We start from the raw sequence: 22,762 nt of genomic DNA, 5'->3' as shown, positions 1-22,762 counted from the left end.
GGGGCTCAGCTTGTGTGATCGGGGCCGGCGACGATGCCATCATCGTGCAACCGCCCGATGGCGCCGCTGTCGAGGCCGAGAAAGTCCGCCAGGACCTCGTCCGTGTGTTGGCCAAGGCGGGGGGCCGGTGTCGGATTTTCGGAAGCCTGTCCGTAGAAATCTATGGGCGTGTCGGAGGTCGGGTAGGTCAGCCCACTGCCATGGGTGACATCGCTGTACGGCTTGCCCATGGTCTTGAACCGCTCGCTCGCGACTGCCTCCCGCACAGTGCGGTAAGGCTCCCAGCAGACACCGTTCTCCTTGAAGCGCGGTGCGAGGGCGTCCAGGGTCTCCGCCGCGACAACGCGCTCGACGACCGGATTGATCTTCTCCCGGTAGTCGAAGCGCAGACCTTCATCCTTGGCAAAGCTGACACCGGTCTCCGCCTCGATGGCCGCGATTTCCGCTTCGATGCCAAGGGATGTCAGCAAGCCGGTCCATTGCCGGGGAGAAAGGGCGATGAGCATGATGTAGTGGCCGTCGCTGGTCCGGAAATCTCGCCCGAAGGCGCCGAACACGTCATTGCCGTAGCTTGGACGGTCTTCCTCCTCCGTCATCACTTCGGCGACCTGGCCGAGGGTGCCGAGGGTGGTGAGCGCGACATCGCCAAGCGGCAGGCGGATTTCTGCACCCTGGCCGGTCTTCTGACGCTCCCGCTCCGCCGCCAGCATGGCAAAGGCCGCGTTGGCACCGGCGATCAGGTCCCAGGCAGGCAGCACATGGTTCACCGGGCGCTTTTCACCGACGGGACCGGGCGCGCCGGTCATCAGCGGGAAGCCGGCACCGGCATTGGCCGTGTAGTCGACGCCCTGGGTGCCGTCGGCCCAGCCCATGACGCGGACCGTGATGATATCCGCGCGCCGTGCTTTCAATGCCTCGTGGGAGAGGAAGCCGGAGACCGGGTAGTTTGTGACGAACAGGCCGCGTCCTTCGCCGGGGGCCGTTGCCAGCTGCAGGGCCAGCTCCCTGCCTTCGGGATTGCGCAGATCCAGGGCCACCGACTTCTTGCCCTTGTTCAGGCCTTCCCAATACAGGCTGGCGCCGTTCGGGGCCTTCGGCCAGCGCCGGTAATCGAGCCCGCCGCCGATGGCGTCGAAGCGGATCACCGTCGCGCCCATCTGCAGCATGTTCAGGGTGCAGGAGGGGGCGGCGATGAAAGAAGCCCCCTCGACGACTGTCAAATCTTGAAGGACCGTGTACATCCGTGTTTCTTGGCCAGCTCAGTGATGATTGCGATCAGATTGGGCGCGGAGCCTAGCATGGTTGGTCGCCTGCAGAAGGGGCAAAGCACGCAATGAAGTCTGTCTATGTCGACGCCGATGCCTGTCCGGTGAAGAACGAGATCCTGTCGATTGCCGACCGGCACGACATCAAGGTCTATGTTGTGAGCAATCGCGGCTTCCGGACCGGCGACCGGGCGAATGTGCAGAACATCCTGGTCTCCGACAAGTTTGACGCGGCGGATGACTGGATCGTCGACAGGGTGGCGCCGGGCGATATTGTCATCACCGGCGATATTCCACTGGCCCGGCGGGCGATCGAGCTCGGCGCCAAGGCGATCGGTCATTCCGGCAAGGAATTCACCGAGGCGGGAATCGGCATGGCCATGGCCATGCGGGGCCTGATGTCCGACCTCCGGGCCATGGGGGAAGTTTCCGGTGGTGGTCCGGCCTTCTCGAAAAGAGACAAGGAAACCTTCATCCGCGAGCTGGAGCGGCTGATCCGCGAGTGATTTCCCGGCCTGCTGCCTTGACACAGGAGGCGGCAAAGACGAGCCTTCCAGCGTTGGTGTCCTTCGGGACAAAAGGGAATCCGGTGCGCGGTTTTATCGCCGCAAGTCCGGGACTGCCCCCGCAACTGTAACCGGCTAGATCCGACCGGTAGGCCACTGGCCCCCGTGGGCTGGGAAGGCGGCGCGGATCGAAGAGCCGGGAGTCAGGAAACCTGCCAACGCTGTGTCCATTTTTTACCCGGGCGGGGTGCACCGGAGGAGGTCTAGATGTCCCGACTATTTGCCCAAACTCTCCCCGACGATTCGGAAAAAGAGCCGGATCGCGAGCTGGCAACCCTGATCCTGACGCTGCTGAGCGTTGTCGAGGATGACAAAACCCTCTCGCAATCTCTCTCCATGGTGCGGGCCGAGACGTCGAAGGAGGATTTCGATGGCGGCATGCAGGAGGCGGCCCGGCGCATCGGCGCGCTCTTCGGTGCGGCACAGCGTCTGGAACTGACCGAGAGAATTTCCATAAACAGATTGCCGGTCTGATTGGCGCCTCCAGTGATCGCTGATAGCCTCCTGTCTGAAGTTATCTCAACGGGAGAGAGTGGGTGAACGATCAAACGCCCCAGTCCATCGATGCGGCGCTTACGGAAATCCGGTCCATTCTTGGGCCGAAGGGCTGGCTGGAAGATCCGAATGACACGCTGAAGTACCGCACCGACTGGCGCGGCGGCCCGACTGGCGAAGCACTCGGTGTCGCACGGCCTGCCTCGACGGAGGAGACGGCAGCCGTCGTCAGGATGGCGGCGAAGGCGGATATCGCCATCGTGCCCCAGGGCGGCAATACCGGCCTTGCCATCGGCTCGATCCCGACCGAACCGCGTCCGACCATCGTGGTGTCGACTGACCGTCTGACGGCTGTACGCGCTCTCGATCCCGATAACTATGCCATGGTCGCGGAAGCGGGATGCGTGATCCAGACCATGCAGGCTGTTGCGGCGGAGGCGGGGCGGTTGTTCCCGCTCTCTCTTTCCTCTGAAGGCTCCAGCACGATTGGCGGGACGCTTTCGACCAATGCCGGGGGCAACAACACGATCAAGTACGGCAATACCCGGGAGCAGATCCTTGGCATCGAGGCGGTGCTGCCGGACGGCTCCGTCTTTGACGGGCTGGAAACGTTGCGCAAGAACAATACCGGCTATGACATGAAGCAGCTTTTCATCGGCGCGGAAGGCACGCTGGGGATCGTTACCGCTGCCGCGTTCCGCCTCATGCCCCTGCCGCGGATCCGCGAGACGGCGATGCTGGCCGTGCCATCCCCGCATGAAGCGCAGCACCTGCTGGCAAGTGCGCGCGAGCTTTCCGGCGACACGATCCTCGCCTTCGAGATCATGCCGCGCGCCGCTTTCGACCTGGTGCTGAAGCACATCGAGGGGATCACCGATCCGCTGTCAGATTCGTCTGCCTGGTATGTGCTGCTGGAGATGGCGACACCGTCTCCGCTGGACGATCTCCGCGCCAAGCTGGAGGCGATCTTCACCGAGGCGATGGAGAAGGGTTGGGTAACCGATGGCGTGATCGCCGAGAGCGAGGGGCAGCGCCGGGATCTGTGGCGTATCCGGGAAGAGCAGGCGGAAGCCGGACGCCGGGACGGTTTCCCGCGTATGGCAGGCGATGTCTCGGTCCCGGTCTCCAAGGTGGCGACCTTCATCGATCAGTCGCAGGCCGCTTTAAGCGCGTATGTGCCGGGTCTGACTTTCAACTGCTTCGGTCATATGGGTGACGGGAATATCCATTACACGGCCCGCAAGCCGGCAAGCATGAGCGACCAGGAGTGGGAGGTTAAGCGCCCCGGGCTCTCCGAGCGCATGTATGAAAGCACGGTTGCGCTTGGCGGAAGCATCTCCGCCGAGCACGGGATCGGCTCGGAAAAGCTTCCCTATCTGGTCAAATACGGCTCGCCCTCGAAGATCGCCCTGATGCAGGCGGTGAAGAAGGCGATCGACCCGAAGGGAATCATGAACCCGGGCAAGGTTGTGCCTGAGTCCTGAGTCTACTTGATCCCGGCTCGCATGAAGCTCTGAACGAATTGCCGCTGGAACAGCAGGAAGGCGATCAGCAGCGGACCGGATGTCATCAGCGTTGCGGCGCTGATGACGGCCCAGTCGATGCCCTGATCGGTCGAGGAGAAGATGCTGAGACCGACGGTCACTGGCCGTGTCTCGACCGAGTTGGTGATGATCAACGGCCACAGGAAGTTGTTCCAGTGATGGCTGACCGAGACCAGGCCGTAGGCGAGGTAGGTCGGCTTGGCGAGAGGGACATAGACCCGGAGCAGGATGGTTATGAAGCCCGCGCCCTCGACCCTTGCCGCGTCGTCCAGCTCCTGCGGGATGGTCTTGAAGGTCTGTCGCAGCAGGAAGATGCCGAACCCGGACGCCATGTAGGGCAGGCCGATGGCGAGGATGGTGTCCACCAGACCGAGAAAGCGCATGGTCCGGTAATTCTCGACGATCAGGATATCCGGCATCACCAGCAATTGCAGCAGCACCAGCACGAAGACGGTATCCCGCCCGCGAAACTCGAACCGGGCGAAAGCGAACGCGGCAAGGGTGCAAAGCACGAACTGGCCGATCAGGATCGACGTCACCAGCAGCATCGTATTCAGGAAATAGCGCGCGAACGGCGCGGCGTTCCAGGCGGCGGTGAAGTTGTCCAGCGTCAGCGGCGCTGTCAGCATGAACCGGGTGGAAAATTCCGTCGGGTGAAACGCTGTCCAGGTGGCGTAGATCAGCGGCGCGAACCAGACGAGGGCGAGTGCCCATGCGGCTGTTGTGTTCAACGCCCGGTCATAGTCGAAGCGGAAGGCTCTGGCGGCACTCATCGGTAATGTACCCGTTTGTCGAGAAGCAGGAACTGGCCGATGGCCACGGTGAACAGGATCAGAAGCAGAACGACCGTCAAGGTCGAGGCATAGGCGGTGTCCCAGAACCGGAACGCGGTCTCGTAGATGTAGAACAGCAGCAGGGAGCTGGCATTGTCCGGGCCGCCTTCCGTCATGATGAAAATATGGTCGACCAGCCGGAACGAGTTGATGATCGCATTGACCGAGACGAACAGGGTGGTCGGCATCAGCAGCGGGAGGGTGATGCGGCGGAAGAAGTACCAGCGCCCGGCGCCTTCTATGGCGGCAGCTTCCCGGAGGGAGGTGGGGATGGTCTGCAGAGCGGCCAGATAGAAGATCATGAAGAAGCCGGCTTCCTTCCAGATCGCCACCACGATGACGGCGTTCAGCGCGCTTTCCGGATCACCGAGCCAGTTCTGCTGCGCGAAACCGAAAGCGCCGCGGATCTGGTCGATCAGGCCGAAGCCGGGCGTATAGAAGAACATCCAGATATTGGCGACGGCAATCAGCGGCAGCACGGTCGGCGTGAAATAGGCCATCCGGACGAAGGACCGGCCCTTCAGCTTGCTGTCGACCCAGAGGGCCATGACAATGGCAATCCCGACCGAGAGCGGGATGGTGGCAAGCGCGTACCAGAGATTGTTGAGCAGCACGGTCCAGAACGTGTCATCCGCGATTAGCGTTTGATAATTTTCGAGACCGACGAACTTCGCCGGGCGTTTGCCGCGCGGCGTTGAGAAGAAGCTGTGGAAGAGGGTGACCGCTGCCGGATAGTGGGTGAAGGCAATCAGCAGGATCATGGCCGGACTGAGAAACAGCCAGGCATGGATCCAGGTTCTCTTTGCTGTGGAGCCCATGGCACGCGGTGCTTTCGGTGGTCGAAAAAAAGTCCGGCGGCGGGCCCAAGCCCGCCGCCGGGTCCCGGAGCTTTAGCGGTAGTCCTTGAGGATCTTGTCCGCCTTCTGCTGCGCATCGTTCATCGCTTCTTCCGGCGAGGATTTGCCGGTAATGGCGGCTTCCAGACCGTCATTGAAGATGCTGGTGATGCGCTGATTCTGATAGGTGGAAAGCTCGGCAACCGCATGGTCGAGCTGATCGCGGGCAACCAGGGCCGGCGGAAAATCGGCGACATAAGCCCTCATTTCCGGCGTTTCCCAGGTATCCGGACGCGGCGCGACATAACCGGTCGCAATGGTCCATTTGGCTGCCTGCTTCGGTGCGGTGATCCACTTGATGAAGTCGAGGGATGCCGCCTTCTGCGCGTCCGTCGAGTCCTTAAAGATGTAGAAGTTGCCGCCGCCGGTCGGCGCCCCGCGGCGCTTGTTGGCCGGAAGCATGGCCACACCGAAGTCGAACGGCGCATTGGCACGGACGTTGGTCAGATTGCCGGTCGTGGTCCACATGATGGCGGACTCGCCCTCGAAAAAGGCTTTTGGGGTGGCGCCCCACTCGATGATGCCCGGTGCCATGACTTCATGCTTGGTGCTGAGGTCGACGAGATACTGCAGGGCTTCGATCACTTTCGGATCGGCGAAGTTGGTCTTGTTGCCATCGCTGTTGGCCAGAATGACGTCGTTCTGGGTCGTCAGGCCCTGGAACAGCCAGTACGGGAAGCCGGAGCTCGGGATGCGCACGCCCCACTGGGTGACGTTGCCGGAGGCGTCCTTGACGGTCAGCTTCTTGCCGAACTCGACCAGTTCCTTCCAGGTCGCCGGCGGGGTGTTCGGGTCGAGACCGGCTTTCTTGAAGGCGTCCTTGTTCCAGTACATCACCGGGGTGGAGCGCTGGAACGGAATGCCGTAGGTCTTGCCGCCGGTCTGGCTGTTTTCCATGAAAGCCGGATAGAAGGCTTTCAGCCATGTCTTGTCTTCGTCGGTCTTGATCAGATCGTCGAAGGCGACGATGGCGTCTTCCTCGATCAGGGTGAACATGTCGACAGACAGGATCACAGAAAGCTGCGGGGGCTGGCCGCCACGCGCCGCCGTAAGTGCCTTGGTGACGGTGTTCTGATAGCTGCCCGCATAGACGGCGTCGATCTTCACGTCCGGGTTGGCAGCAGCATATTCGTTGGTCAGGGCTTCAATCGTGTCTGCTGCCTTGCCGCCGACGGCGACCGGGAAGAAGAACTGCAGGTCGACGGCCTGGGCCGTGCCGGCGAGGGAGAGTGACATCGCGGCCGCGACGGCGCCAATCCCCAGTTTTTTCGTGAAGTGCATCGCTTCCAAGTCCTCTCGTCTGAAAAGATTGCCGGACGGATTCCGTCCGGCATGCTCCGGAGCCCGGGGAATGGGCTCCAATCCCTGGCCAATGCTCGCGCTAGGCGTTCGCACGGGTCAGGAGATCGTCCCGCCGCCTGCCAGAGGCGACTTCGAAGAGGTGAACGGCGTCACGCGGCCAGGAGAGGCCAACATCGCTGCCCGTTGTGAGGTCGTCAGCATTCCGGGCGCTGACTGTCAGGCGCTCGTTGCCGATACGGCAGTCGACCAGAGTATCGGCGCCGAGATATTCGACGGCCTCAACCGTGGCCCGGCACGGGCTGTCGGCCCTGAAACTGATCTCTTCCGGCCGGATACCGATGGAAACGGGGATATCCGGCTTGCCGGAAAAAACGGGAGCCGTGCTGCCCGCATCCTGCCCGCTGAAGCGCGCATCATTGCCGCTCCAGTCGAGTGCAAGCACGTTCATCGGCGGTGTGCCGATAAAGCGCCCGGCAAAGCTCGTGGCTGGTTTCCTATAGGTTTCCGCCGGTGTGGCGTTCTGCTCGATCCTGCCGTCCTTCAGCAGGATGATGTGGTCAGCCATGCCCATGGCTTCGGCCTGATCATGTGTGACGTAGACCATGGTCATGCCGAGCTTGCGCTGCAGGGCGCGGATCTCCACCCGCATCTCGTGCCGCAGTTTGGCGTCCAAATTCGACAGCGGCTCGTCCATCAGGCATATCGGTTTTTCGGCGATGATCGCCCGGCCGAGCGCGACCCGCTGCTGCTGGCCACCGGAAAGCTGGTTGGGGCGCCTGTCGAGCAGGTCAGAGAGGCCAATCAACTCGGCCACCCGGGCAAGCCGGTCTTGCTGATCTTTCTTGCCGGTCTTGCGGACCTTGAGTCCGAACAGGATGTTCTCGGCGACAGTCAGATGGGGAAAGAGTGCATAGGACTGAAAGACCATCGACAGATCGCGGTCCGCCGGGGGCAAGTCGGTGACATCCCTGCCGCCAATGGTGATGGTTCCGCAGCTGGCGCTCTCCAGCCCTGAAATCAGTCTCAGAATAGTGGATTTGCCGCACCCCGACGGTCCAAGCAGAACGGCGAACGATCCTGGCTCGACCTCGAAGGAAACAGTGTCCACGGCCATTGCCGTGTCCCAGCGCTTTGTCAGCCCCGTAACGGAGATTCCGGTCATTCGCCGGCTTCCGCGAATTCGGGGAGGAGGGCCAGCGCGGCACTGTCATCTCCGGCTGTGACCAGCTCGTGCCCCGCATCGCGGATCATGGCGCTGACGTCCTCCGGCGGCTCGCCATCGCAGAACACGAGATCGGGATCGGAGATATGGCCGCCACGGACATAGGCCGCCCGTCCGAACTTCGTGTGATCGAGAACGACGACCCTGGTCCGGCAATTCTGGCTGATGGTTTCGCGCGCACGGATTTCGTCCTCTGTGAAGTCCAGCAGGCTGCCATCCGCATCCACACCACCGACGCCAAACAGGCCGAAATCCACTTTGTAGGCGGAGAAGAACTGCTCGACCTGCTGCCCCAGCACGTCACGTCCCTCCTGTCGGATACGCCCGCCCGCGATGGTGACTTCGAAGGTCGGGTTCGCGCTGGCTGTGAGGGCCGCTGCGATATTGTTCGTGACGATCCGCAGCCCGGTATGGGAGTGCAAGGCCCGCACGACCATTTCCGGTGTCGTGCCGATGCCAACGGCAATCGAGACCCCATCGGGGATACGCGCTGCCACGGCGTTCGCTATCCGAGCCTTGGCACCGGCATTCAGAATCATGCGCTGGTCGAAATCGATGTTCGTGTTCGGGGACGGGAGCTCGACCCCACCATGCCGCCGACGCAGCAGCCCGCTGTCGCAGAGTCGGTTCACGTCCCGGCGGATGGTCTGTTCGGTCACGGCAAACCGGTCCGCAAGTTCGATAATCGCCTGGTAACCGGCGGCACGCACCAGTTCGGTGATTTCAGCCCGGCGTTTGGATGCGTTCGAGGAGAAACTGGGAGCCACGGAATTACCTTCGCATTGGTGTTCGAATGAATGCGATGCGAAAACTAGCGAGGCATTGTTACGGGAATACGGTTCGTTTTATGACGGTTCGGTAACGGTGAATGCGCGTTCGAACCCGGGGCGAGCGGTGTGAACTTTGGGGGCAAAGAAAAAGCCGGGGAACATATTGCTCCCCGGCTTTTGTCTGATCCCATTCGCGGATGGGTTAGAAGTGCAGCGAGATATCCTTGTGATCGGACTGGCACGCGGCGACTTCCAGCGCAACGTCGTGTGGAAGGCGGTCCTGCAATCTCAGGCCGATCGTGTTCCGGATAGCCGCGTCATAGTCGGCCAGCTTTGCGCTAAGCGATTGGTTCGCCGCCTGACGCCAGGAGACTTCCTCGTCGTAGATCGCTTTGGCAGCTGCGAGTTCCTCGAGAGCTTTCTCGGTATCCACCGTCTGGCCCCGCAGGGCCCGGCGGACCTGGCTGAGGGCTGACCGTATGGCACCGGCCTCATAGATCTGGCCAATCTTGGACTCGACCTCCTTGATGAAGTCTTCCGCCTCTTTCGGACCGAGGTCTGTGAGGGCCTTGGAAATCGAGTCGATCTCACCGGAGAGGGCGGCCAGCGCATCCGTGTCGCTGAGAGTCAGGCGCAGAACCTGGATCGGCTCATAGGCGGAATCGGCGGTCCGGCGATAGCTCAGGCGGGCCTTCTTCTCTGTCGCGAGGACCTTGCTGAATGTTTTGTGATCCAGCTCCCAATTGGCCGGGATTTCGGCTTCAAGTCCGGTTTTTTCCGCCTTCAGTGTCTCGATTTTGGCGATGGCCTTGTCAATGGCACCCGGTTTTGCGTCGTTCTGACGCTTCCAGCGGTTTACGCGCTGCTCAAGTGCCTTGATCTCATCCTCGTGCTTGGCGATGTCCCGCTGCAGGGCGCGCACGGAGACATGCAGAGGTCGGTAATCCACGGCGGCAGCATCAATTGCATCCGTGGCCGCAACGGCCTCATCAAGTGCCGGGAAGACGGCTTCTGCGGCTGCAAAGCTCTTGCCGAGGTCGTTTTGCACCGACTTCGGCAGGTTGGACAGATCCCAACCCTTTGCGCTGGCGATGACAGCACGCAGCGTGTCGCCCTGTTCAGCGAATGCGCTCTGGATGTATTCCTCGACGCAGACCTGAAGCCGCGGGTTCTTGGGCGGTGGCGAGCTTTCGGACGTCAGGGACATCCGGTTCGGCAGATAGTTCACCAGCTGTGGCGCCATGCCAACGATGAAGAGCGCGAACAGCTGCAGCGAGATGAACGGGATCACGCCCTTGTACATGGACAGGGTCTTGACCGCCGACGGGGCGACACCGCGGAGATAGAAGAGGGCGAAGCCGAAGGGCGGGGTCAGGAAGGATGTCTGGATGTTCATTCCGATCATGACGCCGAGCCAGACCGCGGTGATGTTCGCGGACGGATCTGCAAGCAGGATCGGCGCGACAATCGGCACAACAACCACGGCGATCTCGATGAAGTCGAGGAAGAAGCCGAGAACGAAGATCACCGCCATGACGATAATGAACTGCGCCCAGAAACCGCCCGGCAGACCAGTCAGGAATTCGCGAACGAGTTCCTCGCCGCCGAAGGCGCGGAAGGCCGACGTCAGCATGGCAGCGCCGAGCAGAATGATGAACACCAGGGCAGAGGTCTTGGCCGTTTCAACCATGACCCCGCGCAGCGTGTTGTCGATCTGGAAGGTGCGGATGCCGCTCCAGACGATACCGATCAAGAAGACGGCGACGGCGGTGACGGCAATCACTACCGAGACGACATCGGCTGTGGTCTGAAGGTTCCGGATATTGATCGGGTTGACGTTATTGATAATAAGGATCGTCAGCAGCGAGCCCATCGCGAGGATGGCCGGGTAGAACGCGCCTTTGCGGCCCTCATAAAGGCGATAGCCGGCCATGACCATGGCGCCGACTGCGCCGATCGCACCGGCCTGGTTCACGGTTGCGATGCCTGTAATGATGGAGCCGAGGACAACGAAGATCAGGGTCAGCGGTGGCACCAGTGACAGCAGGACACGTCCCGCGAACTTGCGATCGTACTGGCCCTCGAACGGAACCGACGGTGCAACCGAGGGCCTGAAGAAGGCAACAATCAGGATGTAGGCCATATAAAGACCGACGAGGACGAGGCCGGGCAACAGGGCGCCCATGAACATGTCGCCTGCACTGGTCGAACTCACGCCGAAGGAGCTCGGCATGGAAAAGTCGCCGGTCGTTTCGGTGAAGTAGGCTTTCCGTGCCATGCCGGCCTGATCGACGGCGCTTGACAGCTGATCGGCCAGGATGATGAGCACGATGGAGGGCGGAATGATCTGGCCGAGGGTGCCGGACGCCGCAATCGTGCCCGTCGCGAGAGAATGCGAATAGTTGTTGCGCAGCATTGCCGGCAGGGAAATCAGTCCCATGGCGACAACAGTCGCACCGACGATACCGGTTGTTGCTGCCAGCAGGGCACCGACAAAGACGACGGAAATGCCAAGGCCGCCACGGATCGGGCCGAACAGCTGGGCCATCGAGACCAGCAGGTCCTCTGCGATCTTCGAGCGCTGCAGCATGATGCCCATGAAGACGAAGAGCGGGATGGCTATCAGCGTATCCCGTTCAACCTCCCAATAGACGCCGCGGAAGTTCGTCACCCCTGCCGTGAGCCAGTTTACCGGCCCTCCTTGGGCGAAGTAGGCCGAGGCATCACCGGCGAAGATCTCACCGGTCGCGGCCGCCAGGCCAATGGTGATGATTGCGGAGCCGGGAAGCGCGAATGCGACCGGAAACCCGGACGCGAGCGCGCTTGCCATGATCACGACAAGCAGGAGGAGAAAGAAAAGTTCCATCGGTCAGGTCCGCTCTTCAGATCTTAATGTGCCGAGGACCCGCCGATTTCGCGTCGGCCGGGTTCATCTCGATAATCGGCAAGGCTTTCCAGGATGTAGCTGGCAAACTGGATCATCATGGTCACGGCAAAAATTCCGAGGAAACTGGCCATCAGATATTTGACGTACATACCGAAGCCGGACTGAGACACTTCGAAGCTCAGCATAGGGCTGTTGATGATGGCTGACTTGCTCCACATGCCGAGAGTCATGACAGTGACACACAATGTCATACCGAGCAGCAGCGAGCCCCAGATGTTGATCAGGCCGCGTATCCTCGTTGTCAGGCCAGCATACAGTACGTCAACCCGGACGTGGCCGTCCTCATATAGCGTGTAGGCGCTCGCAAACAGGAAGAGGGCACCGTACCAGAACCGGACGAGATCACCCTGGAAGGCCTGTTCGTACGAGAAAATGAACCGGCTGATCACGATTGACAGTTCAGCACCGACGACCAGCAGAGCAAGCCAGGTGAAGCCGAGCGAACGGGTGAAAGCGGCCACGACAAATCCAACCAGTATGAGCGGGATATGAACGTAGGCACCACGGAACTGTGAGCGTCCAAGGGACGTTGTGAGCTCGCTGCCGACCAGAGTTGTGAGCCAGTCTTCAACGCGCATGAAAGAAATGATCATATCCGCCAGCCCGACGAAGATGACTCCCCAGAAGGCAGAGCGGACGATATAAGCCGCTATTTTGACCATGGCCTCCGAATCATGCCGCAACGGCCGATTGGGGGTGCGTGCTGTGAATAACGCTGCGCCAGCAATACAGGCAAAGTAGCTCAGGGCCTGCAGCCAGCCGAGCAGCAGCGCAGTTCCCTCCAGTGGCGTTTTCAAGCTGCTTGGGCCGAAGAGTCCCAGATGCTCCGCGAGCGTGAGGAAGCCCGGCCAATCCCGCCAGAAGATCAGGTAATTGTTGAAGATGAACATCAGCGTGAGTGCGACACTTGCCCAGCAGAATGTGCGGGTCAAGGCGGAGACAGGCGTCTGGTAACGCGCGCCGTTCCGGTCAAACGCGGAGACGTTGGTCGATTCGGACATTTCTTGAAATCTCTTATAGGTCCGAGGCGGGATCCGGGGATCCCGCCTCGGTACGCGTTAAGAAAACGCTGAGTTTAGAGGCCAAGCACCCGGTTGCGCTTCTGCGAGTAGCCGATATCGGCGAGCTTCAGCCAGCCACCAGCTTCGCTACGGGCTTTCTCGAAGCTTTCGTGGACACGAAGCGCGAGATCGCTGTGCGCCTTGGTTTCCTCGAAGACTTCCTGGGCAGCCCCACCGAACGCGTCATAGACATCGTCGTTGAACTCTTTAACGACAACACCCTGCTCGTCGACCAGCTTCCGGAGGTATTCACCGTTCTTGGCGTTGTATTCAGCCATCATCCAGTCATTGGTCTGGTGCGCGACCGCGGTGATGAGGGCCTGATCGGCCTTGCTCAGCGTACCCCACCAGGAGGCGTTCATGCCGAGGGAATCGTACCCGCCCGGCTCATGCATGCCCGGGAAGTAATAGTACTTGGTGGCTTCGTAGAACTTCATCGCATAATCGTTCCACGGACCGACCCATTCCGTTGCCTCGATGGCACCGGAAACCAGGTTTTCATAGATCTGGCCGCCTGGCAGGGAAACCGGAGAGGCGCCCAGCTTGGCCATGACGTCGCCGCCGAGGCCCGGGATACGCATCTTCAGACCCTTGAGGTCGTCGGCGCTGTTGATTTCCTTGTTGAACCAGCCGCCCATCTGCACGCCGGTATTGCCGGCCGGGAGGCATTTCAGGCCGTATTCGCCGGCCAGTTCGTCCCACAGTTCCTGACCGCCCATGTGATGGATCCAGGCGCCCATTTCGCTGGCGGTGAGGCCGAACGGAACGGATGTGAAATAGGCCCAGGCCGGGTGCTTGCCTTTCCAGTAATAGTCGGCGGCATGATAGGCCTGCGCGTTACCGGAAGCGACTTCGTCGAAAGAGTCGAAGGCGCCGACGCGTTCGCCGGCGGCGAAATACTGAACCTGGATACGGCCGTCGGACACGTCTCCGAGACGCTTGGCCATAAGCTGGGCGTTGGTTCCGAGACCCGGGAAGTCACGGCCCCAGGTGGAGACGATGACCATCTCGATGCGTTCTTGCGCAAGAGCCGGTTTCGGGAAGGAGGACGCGGCAGCAACGGTAGCTGCACCGCCAACGCTGGCCAGCCCGGCTTTGGTGATAAAATCGCGACGTTTCATTATTGAAGCTCCCTAGTCGTTTGTTTCGTTCATCGGTGCGAATTGGGTCGCAGAGTGAAGCCACTAACCGAACGCTGGACACGCGCTTATTCGCAGCTCGCCGAAATTAGTGCGTTCGATTTCGCATTTTGGCAACCATTCTTCACTGCGTTTGCCGCAATGCGGTAGAAATTTGCTCAAGTGACCCTCTCTAGGGTTCGATAATATCAAATTCCGCGATTTTAAATCTTGAAATGTGGTCGAATCACGGCGGGCCTCAAACTGGCAATGCGGTTGTCTGTTTGATTGTCTCCATGGAAAACCGCGATGTGACTTCGCTCAATGCTGTGAGCTCGACCAGCTTTTTGTAGAACAAGTCGAAACTCTTCATGTCCGGCACGACAACTTTCAGCATGTAGTCCACCTCTCCGGCCATGCGGTGAAATTCGAGCACTTCGGGCATTTCCTGTACCGTTTCGGCGAAAGATTTGAGCCAGCCGCCCGAATGTTCTCCCGTCTTGATGCTGACGAAAACGGTAAGCCCATATCCGAGTTTTTCCGCATCCAAAACCGCAACCTGACGCTTGATCAATCCGTCCGATTGCATCCGGTTGATGCGCTTCCAGCACGGCGAGGCGGAGAGGCCGACATGCCGGGCAATATCCGAGACGGAAATACTGCTGTCTTCCTGCAGGAGCCGCAGGATCTTTCTGTCCATGTCATCCATTCTCAAAAATCCTGATCTGTGACAGCGGTGTTCTTGGTTTGCTGCGTGTGGGAACAATATTTTCTTTTTGGTGGGGTCTTATTGTAGGTTTGAGAAAAATAATGATATTTCAGAGGCGATGAGAGTTCAATAGTTCTCCTGTCTGATGTCGGCCATAGGCCGGTTCCCAGACGGGGATTTCGCCAGGCGGACAATTCCGATGAAGTATTTTCCGATTTTCGCCGATCTCGCCGGACAGAAGGCGTTGTTGATCGGCGGCACCGAAGACAGCGCCCGCAAGCTGCGGCTGCTGCTGAAAACGGAAGCGATCATCCGGGTTGTGTCAACCGCACCCAACGCCGAGATCGAAGCCGAGGAAGAGGCCGGCCATATCGAGCTGTGCCGGCGCGGCTTTGAGCCGAGTGATCTGGATGGCGCCCGCCTGGCCATTATCGGTGACGCCGAGGGCGTGGACGTCGAAGAATTGGCGCAGCAGATCCGTGACGGCGGAGTTCCGACAAATGTTGTCGACCGTCCGGACCTTTCGACCTTCATCATCCCCGGCATTGTCGACCGAGACCCGATCGTGGTCGCCATCGGCAGCGAGGGAACGGCCCCGGTCATGGTCCGCCGTATCCGGGAGCAGATCGAGCGCAGCCTGCCGGTTCGGCTCGGCGCTCTGGCCCGGTTCGCCCAGAGTTTTCGCAGTGCGGTGATGTCCGCCATCTCGGACGGCGGTGAACGCCGCTTGTTCTGGGAGACTGTTTTCGACGGCGGCATCGCGAATGACGTGCTCGCAGGCCGGGAAGCGGCCGGGCGGGAAGCGATGTTGCGGCTGGTCAACGGCTCCCGGCGCCGGCGCGGCAACTCTTCGGGCAGTGTTGCCCTGGTCGGCGCAGGACCGGGAGACCCTGACCTGCTGACCCTGAAGGCATTGCGTCTGATGCAGGACGCGGATGTGATCGTGCATGACGCGCTGATCGGCCCGGCGATGCTGGATTACGTTCGGCGTGATTCTGTCCGGATCGATGTCGGCAAGCGGGCCGGGCAGCATTCTTACAGTCAGGACGATATCAACGCGCTGCTGGCCGAGCATGCCGCAGCCGGCAGCCGCGTGGTGCGCCTTAAAGGCGGAGATCCATTTATCTTCGGCCGGGGCGGTGAGGAACTGGCTTACTTGAGGGAGCGCGGCATTGCCGTACAGGTCGTGCCGGGTGTCACCGCGGCGCTCGGCGCGGCATCCGCTGCAGGGCTGCCGCTGACCCATCGTGATCACGCCAACCGGCTGACAATCCTGGCCGGGCATGACCGGAATGGTTTGTCCGAATTCGACAGCCATGTCCTGGCGGATACCAAGGGCACAATCGTCATCTATATGGGCCTCGGCGCGGCACCTCGGATCATGGAGGCGGCGCTCGCTGCCGGCCGTGCACCGGAAACGCCGGTCGCTGTGATCGAAAAGGCGACCCTGCCGGACCAACGCGTCTTGAAAACGACCCTGGCCGATCTCGCCGGGATGGTCGACGCGCGGCAGGTATCCGCTCCCGCGCTGATCATCCTCGGTGATGTGGCCGCGCTTGCCGAAGGTGAAATTTTTGAGGCCGTTGCCCCCGAGGGCCGGCGCCTCGCCGTTTAGGAACTGAAGAGAATGAAAGTGACGACCAGGGTCATGACCGCAAACCGTCTGGGAGACGGTGCTGTCGTATATCTCGCCGAAGAGGATGACTGGGTCTTGGTGCTCGACGATGCAGAGGTCGCCGATGGCGACGAGGCGGCAGCCGCCCTTGAGGCGCGTGCCGCTGCGTCAGCAGCCCGGCAGGAGGTTGTCAGCACTTACCTATTTGCCGTGTCGGTTACCGAAACCGGCATTGCACCGGTCAGCCAGCGCGAAATCATCCGCGCGGCCGGGCCGACCGTCGGCACCGATCTTCCCGCAACCACCCCACTGGTCTGACGCGATGTATACCTATAACGAATTCGATCACGCCTTCGTCCGGGACCGGACCGCGGAATTCCGGGATCAGGTCGCGCGCCGGATCGCCGGTGAGCTGACCGAGGACGAGTTCAAGCCGCTGCGCCTGATGAACGGCCTCTATCTGCAGCTTCATGCCTATATGCTGCGGGTTGCGATCCCCTATGGCACCCTGTCCGCCAGGCAGATGCGCCAGCTCGGCTATATCGCCCGGCGCTGGGACCGCAACTGGGGGCATTTCACCACCCGGCAGAACATCCAGTACAACTGGACGAAACTGGACGACGTGCCGGACATTCTGGACGCGCTCGCCGATGTCGAGATGCATGCTATCCAGACGAGCGGCAACTGCATCCGCAATGTCACGGCCGACCAGTTCGCCGGTGTTGCCGCCGACGAGATCGAGGATTCCCGTGTCTGGGCCGAGATCATGCGGCAATGGTCCACGCTGCACCCGGAATTCACCTTTCTGCCGCGCAAGTTCAAGATCGCCATCACCGGGTCTGAAAACGACCGGGCGGCCGTGAAGCTGCACGATATCGGCCTGCGCATGCGCCGCAACGATGCCGGCGAAGTCGGCTTCGAAGTGATTGTCGGCGGCGGGCAGGGGCGTACGCCCATCGTTGGCGAGACGATCCGCGAGTTCCTGCCGAAGCAGCATCTGCTGTCCTATCTCGAGGCGATCCTGCGGACCTATAACCTGCTTGGCCGCCGGGACAATCTCTACAAGGCCCGGATCAAGATCCTCGTCGCCGCCGTCGGTATCGAGAAATTCGCCGAAATGGTCGAGGAGGAGTGGCACGAGATCAAGGACAGCGCACTGACGCTGGACGCCGCGAAGATCGCGGAGATCGAACGGCATTTCGCCCCGCCGGTCTACCAGGAGATAGCGGAGCCGGTTGCCCCCTACGACGCCGCGCGCTTCACCGATCCGGCCTTTGCCGCCTGGACCCGGACCAATCTGTTCCCGCACAAGCAGCCGGGCTACACCATTGTCACGGTGTCTCTGAAACCCGCGGGCGGGGTGCCGGGCGATGCCACGGCGGAGCAGATGGAAGCGCTGGCCGACCTGGCAGAGAAATACTCGCTCGGCGAACTGCGCATTGCGCATGAGCAGAATGTGGTGCTGCCCTATGTCCGCAAGCAGGATCTGCACACGCTCTGGCAGGCCCTTGGCGAGCATGGCCTGGCGGATGCGAATATCGGCCTGATCACGGATATCATCTCCTGCCCGGGCCTCGACTACTGCAACCTGGCAAACGCCCGGGCGATCCCGATCGCGCAGCGCCTGAGCCGGCATTTCTCTGACCCGGCACTGCAATCCGAGATTGGCCCGATCACGCTGAACATCTCCGGCTGCATCAATGCCTGCGGGCATCACCATGTCGGCAATATCGGCATCCTCGGTGTCGATAAGAAAGGCGTGGAACATTACCAGATCACCATCGGCGGGATCGCGGACGAGAATGCCGCGATCGGCAAGATCCTCGGCCCGTCCTTTCCGGCGGAAAGTGTCGTTGACGCTATCGACACATTGATCGGGACGTTCCGCAAAATCCGCACCGAAGGCGAGACCTTCATCGACACGGTCACCCGTGTCGGCATCACCCCCTTCAAGGAGACTCTCTATGCCAATCATTAGGAATGGCCGTATCCAGGAAGATGTCTGGGTTTCGCTGACGGACCGGGAGGCTGAAACGCTTGGCCGGGACACGCCGGTGCTGGTCAGCCTCGAGGAATGGAAGGCCGGCCGCGAGACGCTGATCGCCAATTTCGACCGGCGCGCCATCCGGCTTGAGAATGCCGATGATGTCGAGGATATCCGCGAGGATCTGGCGGATCTCGATGCGGTGATCCTGGTATTCCCGAAATTCAATGATGGCCGGGCCTTCTCCCAGGCCCGCCTGCTGCGGGACCGTTTCGGCTTCAAAGGCGAGATCCGGGCCACCGGTCATGTGATCCAGGACCAGTTCCTGTTCCTGCAGCGCTGTGGTGTCGATGCGGTCGAGGTCATGGACGAGAAACTGCTGGACGCCTGGCAGCGTGCGAACCGCCGTTTCAAGGGCTACTACCAGCCGGCGCTTGATGTCGTGGAAGGGACCGGCCGCGACACGGCCGAGACCGTTTCGTCCGGTCACGGTGCCGCGTATGCCCGGGTCGAGCCCGCTGTTTTGGCAAGCTGGGCCTATTGACGCGCGTCGGCCTGTCTATTCGCAGATCAGTCGATCGCCGGGGGAGCTCAGCTTTCCCGGCGATTTTTTATGCACGGCAACCGCGTCTTCAGTTTGACGTCGTCTCAGATTTTTGATCAGATAGTAAAAAACGAGTGCAAATGCACCGTGGCTTCTGAACTGGAGAGACTATGCCGTCTGATATCCGTGGGGACAGATTGTCCCCGGCGGAGGTCGAGTCGAATTTCGCCGATCTCCATCCGTTGCTCAGCAAACACGAAGCTGTCGTCGAGGCTGACCGCTGTTATTTCTGCCATGACGCACCCTGCGTCACGGCATGCCCGACAGGCATCGATATCCCGCTCTTCATCCGCCAGATCCTGACCGATAATCCGTCCGGGTCGGCCAAGACGATCCTGAGCGAGAACATCCTTGGCGGTATGTGCGCCCGGGTTTGCCCGACCGAAACCCTGTGCGAGCAGGCCTGCGTGCGGGAGATAGAACAGAAACCGGTGCGGATCGGCGAGCTGCAGCGCTATGCCACCGATCACCTGATGGAAAAGGGCGCGCAGCCGTTCGAGCGCGCTCAACCAACGGGCAAGACAATCGCCGTCGTTGGCGCGGGTCCTGCCGGGCTTTCCTGTGCTCATCGGCTCGCCATGCTGGGCCATGACGTGACCATCTTCGAGGCGAAGGAAAAGGGTGGCGGGCTGAACGAGTACGGCATCGCGGCCTACAAGGCGGTCGATGAGTTCGCCCAGAAAGAGCTCGACTTTGTGCTCTCAATCGGCGGTATCGACCTTAAGAACGGCATGGCACTTGGGCAGGACGTGACGCTCGATAGCCTGGTCTCGGATTTCGATGCCGTCTTCCTCGGGCTCGGCCTTGGGGCGACCAATGGTCTCGGTGTCGATGGCGAAGATCTGGAGGGAGTAGCGGACGCGGTCGACTTCATCGAGGAGCTGCGTCAGGCGCCGGCGATGGAGAAAGTTGCGGTCGGAAGCAATGTCGTTGTCATCGGCGGCGGCATGACGGCGATTGATGCGGCGGTACAGTCCAAGCTGCTCGGCGCAGATGAGGTGACGCTGGTCTATCGCCGCGGGGCGGACCGGATGAATGCCAGCCCATATGAGCAGTCTCTGGCGAAGGAAAAAGGCGTTGTGCTGCGGCACTGGGCCCGGCCTGAGAAGATAGCGGCCGGGGAAGACGGCAAGGTCGGCGCGGTCAGTTTCGCCCGGACGAAAGACGAGGGCGGGAAGCTCGCCGATACCGGCGCGCATTTCACGCTTGAGGCGGACATGGTGCTGAAAGCCATCGGCCAGACCATTGTGCCGGTGCCGCTTCAGGGCAGTTCGGTCGAGGTTGCGCTGGAAGCCGGTCGGATCAAGGCCGGGGACGACCGGCGCACCAGTCATCCGAAAATCTGGGCGGGGGGCGATGCGGTTGCCGGCGGTGAGGATCTCACCGTTGCGGCCGTTGAAGACGGCAAGCAAGCCGCGCTTTCCATTCATAACGCGCTGACAGGCGCGTAGGCCGGATCGGGAGAGAGATCATGGCGAATCTGCAGACGACTTTTCTCGGTATCAAATCCCCCAACCCCTTCTGGCTCGCTTCGGCGCCGCCGACCGACCGGGAGGTGAATGTCACCCGCGCCTTCAAAGCCGGCTGGGGCGGCGTGGTCTGGAAGACGCTCGGGGAAGATCCGCATATCGTCAATGTGAACGGACCGCGCTACGGGGCGATCCATTCAAACGATCGCCGCCTGATCGGCCTCAACAATATCGAGCTGATCACCGACCGGCCGCTGGAGGTCAATCTCCGTGAGATCAAGGCGGTGAAGAAGGCGTGGCCGGACCGGGCCATCGTCGTCTCGCTCATGGTGCCGTGCGAGGAGGAGGCCTGGAAGAAGATCCTGCCGCTGGTCGAGGATACCGGCGCCGACGGGATCGAGCTGAATTTCGGCTGCCCGCACGGCATGTCGGAACGCGGCATGGGCGCGGCTGTTGGCCAGGTACCGGAATATGTCGGGATGGTCGCCCGCTGGTGCAAGCAGCACACCCGCATGCCGGTGATCGTGAAACTGACGCCGAACATCACCGATATCCGGGCCCCGGCGCGGGCGGCGAAAGAGGGCGGCGCGGATGCTGTCTCGCTGATCAACACCATCAACTCCATCATGGGCGTCGATCTGGACGTCATGGCGCCGTCGCCGCATATCGACGGCAAGGCGACCCATGGCGGTTATTGCGGCCCGGCGGTGAAGCCGATTGCCTTGAGTATGGTATCGGAAATCGCCCGCGACCCGGAGACCCATGGTCTGCCGATATCGGCCATCGGCGGTATCACCACATGGCGGGACGCGGCGGAATTCATGGCGCTCGGCGCCGGGACGGTGCAGGTCTGCACGGCCGCCATGACCTACGGTTTCAAGATCGTCGAGGAGATGAAACTGGGGCTGTCGGACTGGATGGACGAGAAGGGCTATACCTCCGTCGACCAGTTCGTCGGCAAGGCGGTTCCGAACGTCACCGACTGGCAGTACCTGAACCTCAATTACGTGGTGAAGGCCCGGATCGATCAGGAGTCCTGCATCAAGTGCGGCCGTTGCCACATCGTCTGCGAGGATACCTCGCACCAGGCGATCACGGCGGAGAAGGACGGTGTCCGGCATTTCGAGGTGATGGACGACGAATGCGTCGGCTGCAATCTCTGCGTCAGCGTCTGCCCGGTCGAGAACTGCATTACCATGGAGCAGCAGACCGACGGCGTCGATGCCCGCACCGGCCAGCCGATCGATCCGGCATACGGCAACTGGACGACCCATCCGAACAACCCGATGCGGGTCGCGGCGGAGTAGGGAGCGGCATCATGCAACCAACGCCGTCATCCCGACGCAGGTCGGGATCCACGATGACGGTCTCGTTCGATGAGCCATGGATCCCGTCCTTCGACGGGATGACGGCGTTGGAGCTTGGGATCGTTCAGGTTCAGCGCGGCTTCAGTCCATTGAAGAGCACGGTGAACAGCGTTCGTTCGGCAGCTTCGAAGCGCTTGGCCCGGGTGTCGGAATCGGTGCCTTCGAGCGCATCCATCTGGGTCTCGAAATCGGCATAATGCTGGGTCGCGGCCCAGATCATGTAGATCAGGTGCAGCGGGTCGACCGGAACCATCTTGCCGTCTGCGATCCAGGTCCGGATGGCTTTCGACTTGGTCTCGACCAGATCCTTGAGCGGCCCCTTCAGGGTGTCCTCAAGCAGGGGAGCCCCTTGCAGGATCTCGTTGGCGAACAGGCGGGAGGCCTTCGGGTTGATCCTTGCATGGGCCAGCTTGGCGGAAATATAGGCGCCAAGTTCTGAGGCCGGATCGCCTTGCGGGTCGAGTTTGGCGAAGGGGGTCAGCCAGTCGTCCAGGGTTTCCTGCAGGACGGTCTGGTAGAGTTCCTGCTTGGTGCGGAAATAGTACAGCAGGTTGGGTTTGGACATGCCCGCCGCTGCGGCAATCTGGTCCAGCGTGGTGCCGCGATATCCGGATCGGGAGAACATATCGAGTGCCGCCGTCAGGATACGCTCGCGGTTCTCCTGCTGAATACGGGTGCGCCCACCATTCGGTGTCGCCATTGTCATTGGCTCAAACCAGCCATTTTGGAAACCTTTTCAAGGAGATACCGAAAGGAAACGCAGTGCTGGCAAGTCCGGGAGACGGCACTGGAAAATCTGCGTGTTTACTGGGCAAGCGGCGCACTCAATTGCCTACACTTTAATCTTGATCAAATGGTCAACTTTGTCTTTGCTTATACCCCAGAAGGGCGTGAGCACAAATGCCCTCAAAAACCGGCAATCGCCAAGGCCCTGTTCCCGGATGGAGCTTTGCCGATGCCGATCAAAATCGTCCCCGCCGAGGGACGGAGCGAAC

The 22,762-nt window shown here is 61.2% G+C and carries 20 protein-coding genes and 1 riboswitch; of the genes, 9 read left to right on the top strand and 11 right to left on the bottom strand.

Going from position 1 to position 22,762, the window contains the following annotated elements; genetic code table 11:
• Positions 1–5: 5 nt before the first annotated feature.
• The gene (locus RH950_RS13770; RefSeq protein WP_350057685.1) at positions 6–1,241 is read right to left on the bottom strand and encodes a CoA transferase; all 1,236 of its coding nucleotides are present in this window, start codon (positions 1,239–1,241) and stop codon (positions 6–8) included.
• 92 nt (positions 1,242–1,333) lie between these two features.
• Here RH950_RS13770 and RH950_RS13765 point away from each other — a divergent pair, with 92 nt between their 5' ends.
• The 3 genes from RH950_RS13765 to RH950_RS13755 all read left to right on the top strand — a co-directional run bounded on the left by RH950_RS13765 (position 1,334) and on the right by RH950_RS13755 (position 3,810).
• Positions 1,334–1,771, top strand: coding sequence for a YaiI/YqxD family protein (locus RH950_RS13765; protein ID WP_350057683.1), 438 nt, complete (start codon positions 1,334–1,336; stop codon positions 1,769–1,771).
• 37 nt (positions 1,772–1,808) lie between these two features.
• Positions 1,809–2,005: riboswitch (cobalamin riboswitch) on the top strand.
• Positions 2,006–2,038: 33 nt separating this feature from the next.
• Positions 2,039–2,305, top strand: a complete 267-nt coding sequence (locus RH950_RS13760; RefSeq protein WP_350057681.1) for a hypothetical protein — start codon at positions 2,039–2,041, stop codon at positions 2,303–2,305.
• 62 nt (positions 2,306–2,367) lie between these two features.
• Positions 2,368–3,810: an FAD-binding oxidoreductase gene (locus RH950_RS13755; RefSeq protein WP_350057679.1), complete on the top strand. Its 1,443-nt coding sequence runs from the start codon at positions 2,368–2,370 to the stop codon at positions 3,808–3,810.
• A gap of 2 nt (positions 3,811–3,812) precedes the next feature.
• Here RH950_RS13755 and RH950_RS13750 read toward each other — a convergent pair whose 3' ends face one another.
• The 9 genes from RH950_RS13750 to RH950_RS13710 form a co-directional block, all read right to left on the bottom strand.
• Positions 3,813–4,643, bottom strand: coding sequence for a carbohydrate ABC transporter permease (locus RH950_RS13750; RefSeq protein WP_350057677.1), 831 nt, complete (start codon positions 4,641–4,643; stop codon positions 3,813–3,815).
• Positions 4,640–5,521 (bottom strand): carbohydrate ABC transporter permease, encoded by an 882-nt coding sequence (locus RH950_RS13745; protein WP_350057675.1) that lies wholly within the window; start codon positions 5,519–5,521, stop codon positions 4,640–4,642. Before RH950_RS13745 ends, RH950_RS13750 begins: the two co-directional genes overlap by 4 nt.
• A gap of 72 nt (positions 5,522–5,593) precedes the next feature.
• A complete protein-coding gene (locus tag RH950_RS13740; protein WP_350057673.1) occupies positions 5,594–6,880 on the bottom strand; it encodes an ABC transporter substrate-binding protein in 1,287 nt (428 codons plus the stop codon).
• Positions 6,881–6,980: 100 nt separating this feature from the next.
• Positions 6,981–8,063 (bottom strand): ABC transporter ATP-binding protein, encoded by a 1,083-nt coding sequence (locus tag RH950_RS13735; protein ID WP_350057671.1) that lies wholly within the window; start codon positions 8,061–8,063, stop codon positions 6,981–6,983.
• Positions 8,060–8,890: a DeoR/GlpR family DNA-binding transcription regulator gene (locus tag RH950_RS13730; protein ID WP_350057669.1), complete on the bottom strand. Its 831-nt coding sequence runs from the start codon at positions 8,888–8,890 to the stop codon at positions 8,060–8,062. Before RH950_RS13730 ends, RH950_RS13735 begins: the two co-directional genes overlap by 4 nt.
• A 205-nt stretch (positions 8,891–9,095) precedes the next feature.
• Positions 9,096–11,759, bottom strand: coding sequence for a TRAP transporter large permease subunit (locus RH950_RS13725; protein ID WP_350057667.1), 2,664 nt, complete (start codon positions 11,757–11,759; stop codon positions 9,096–9,098).
• A 23-nt stretch (positions 11,760–11,782) separates the two neighbouring features.
• Complete coding sequence (locus RH950_RS13720; RefSeq protein ID WP_350057665.1) at positions 11,783–12,841, bottom strand: TRAP transporter small permease subunit; 1,059 nt, start codon at positions 12,839–12,841, stop codon at positions 11,783–11,785.
• A gap of 74 nt (positions 12,842–12,915) precedes the next feature.
• Positions 12,916–14,022 carry a TRAP transporter substrate-binding protein gene (locus RH950_RS13715; RefSeq protein ID WP_350057663.1) on the bottom strand — a complete coding sequence of 369 codons (1,107 nt, stop codon included), beginning with the start codon at positions 14,020–14,022 and terminating at the stop codon, positions 12,916–12,918.
• Positions 14,023–14,278: 256 nt separating this feature from the next.
• Positions 14,279–14,728: an Lrp/AsnC family transcriptional regulator gene (locus RH950_RS13710; RefSeq protein WP_350057661.1), complete on the bottom strand. Its 450-nt coding sequence runs from the start codon at positions 14,726–14,728 to the stop codon at positions 14,279–14,281.
• Between the two features lie 199 nt (positions 14,729–14,927).
• On the opposite strand from RH950_RS13710, the gene cysG reads away from it, so the two are divergent.
• The 6 genes from cysG to preA all read left to right on the top strand — a co-directional run bounded on the left by cysG (position 14,928) and on the right by preA (position 21,707).
• Positions 14,928–16,343, top strand: coding sequence for a siroheme synthase CysG (gene cysG, locus RH950_RS13705; protein WP_350057659.1), 1,416 nt, complete (start codon positions 14,928–14,930; stop codon positions 16,341–16,343).
• A 12-nt stretch (positions 16,344–16,355) separates the two neighbouring features.
• Positions 16,356–16,661 carry a DUF2849 domain-containing protein gene (locus tag RH950_RS13700; protein ID WP_350057657.1) on the top strand — a complete coding sequence of 102 codons (306 nt, stop codon included), beginning with the start codon at positions 16,356–16,358 and terminating at the stop codon, positions 16,659–16,661.
• Between the two features lie 4 nt (positions 16,662–16,665).
• The gene (locus tag RH950_RS13695; protein ID WP_350057655.1) at positions 16,666–18,321 is read left to right on the top strand and encodes a nitrite/sulfite reductase; all 1,656 of its coding nucleotides are present in this window, start codon (positions 16,666–16,668) and stop codon (positions 18,319–18,321) included.
• Positions 18,308–18,871 carry a DUF934 domain-containing protein gene (locus RH950_RS13690; RefSeq protein WP_350057653.1) on the top strand — a complete coding sequence of 188 codons (564 nt, stop codon included), beginning with the start codon at positions 18,308–18,310 and terminating at the stop codon, positions 18,869–18,871. The genes RH950_RS13695 and RH950_RS13690 overlap by 14 nt, the downstream gene beginning before the upstream one ends.
• 170 nt (positions 18,872–19,041) lie before the next feature.
• Complete coding sequence (locus tag RH950_RS13685; RefSeq protein WP_350057651.1) at positions 19,042–20,382, top strand: NAD(P)-dependent oxidoreductase; 1,341 nt, start codon at positions 19,042–19,044, stop codon at positions 20,380–20,382.
• Between the two features lie 20 nt (positions 20,383–20,402).
• Positions 20,403–21,707: an NAD-dependent dihydropyrimidine dehydrogenase subunit PreA gene (preA, locus tag RH950_RS13680; RefSeq protein WP_350057649.1), complete on the top strand. Its 1,305-nt coding sequence runs from the start codon at positions 20,403–20,405 to the stop codon at positions 21,705–21,707.
• 130 nt (positions 21,708–21,837) lie between these two features.
• Here the strand turns inward: preA and RH950_RS13675 are convergent, their stop codons facing one another.
• Positions 21,838–22,467, bottom strand: a complete 630-nt coding sequence (locus tag RH950_RS13675) for a TetR family transcriptional regulator C-terminal domain-containing protein (protein WP_350057647.1) — start codon at positions 22,465–22,467, stop codon at positions 21,838–21,840.
• Positions 22,468–22,762: the final 295 nt, after the last annotated feature.

Origin of the sequence: Nisaea sp., from assembly GCF_040217065.1 — a bacterium.
GTDB lineage: Bacteria > Pseudomonadota > Alphaproteobacteria > Thalassobaculales > Thalassobaculaceae > Nisaea.
Note: the sequence above shows the minus strand (reverse complement) of the source record. Positions and strands in the feature narration are given on the sequence as shown.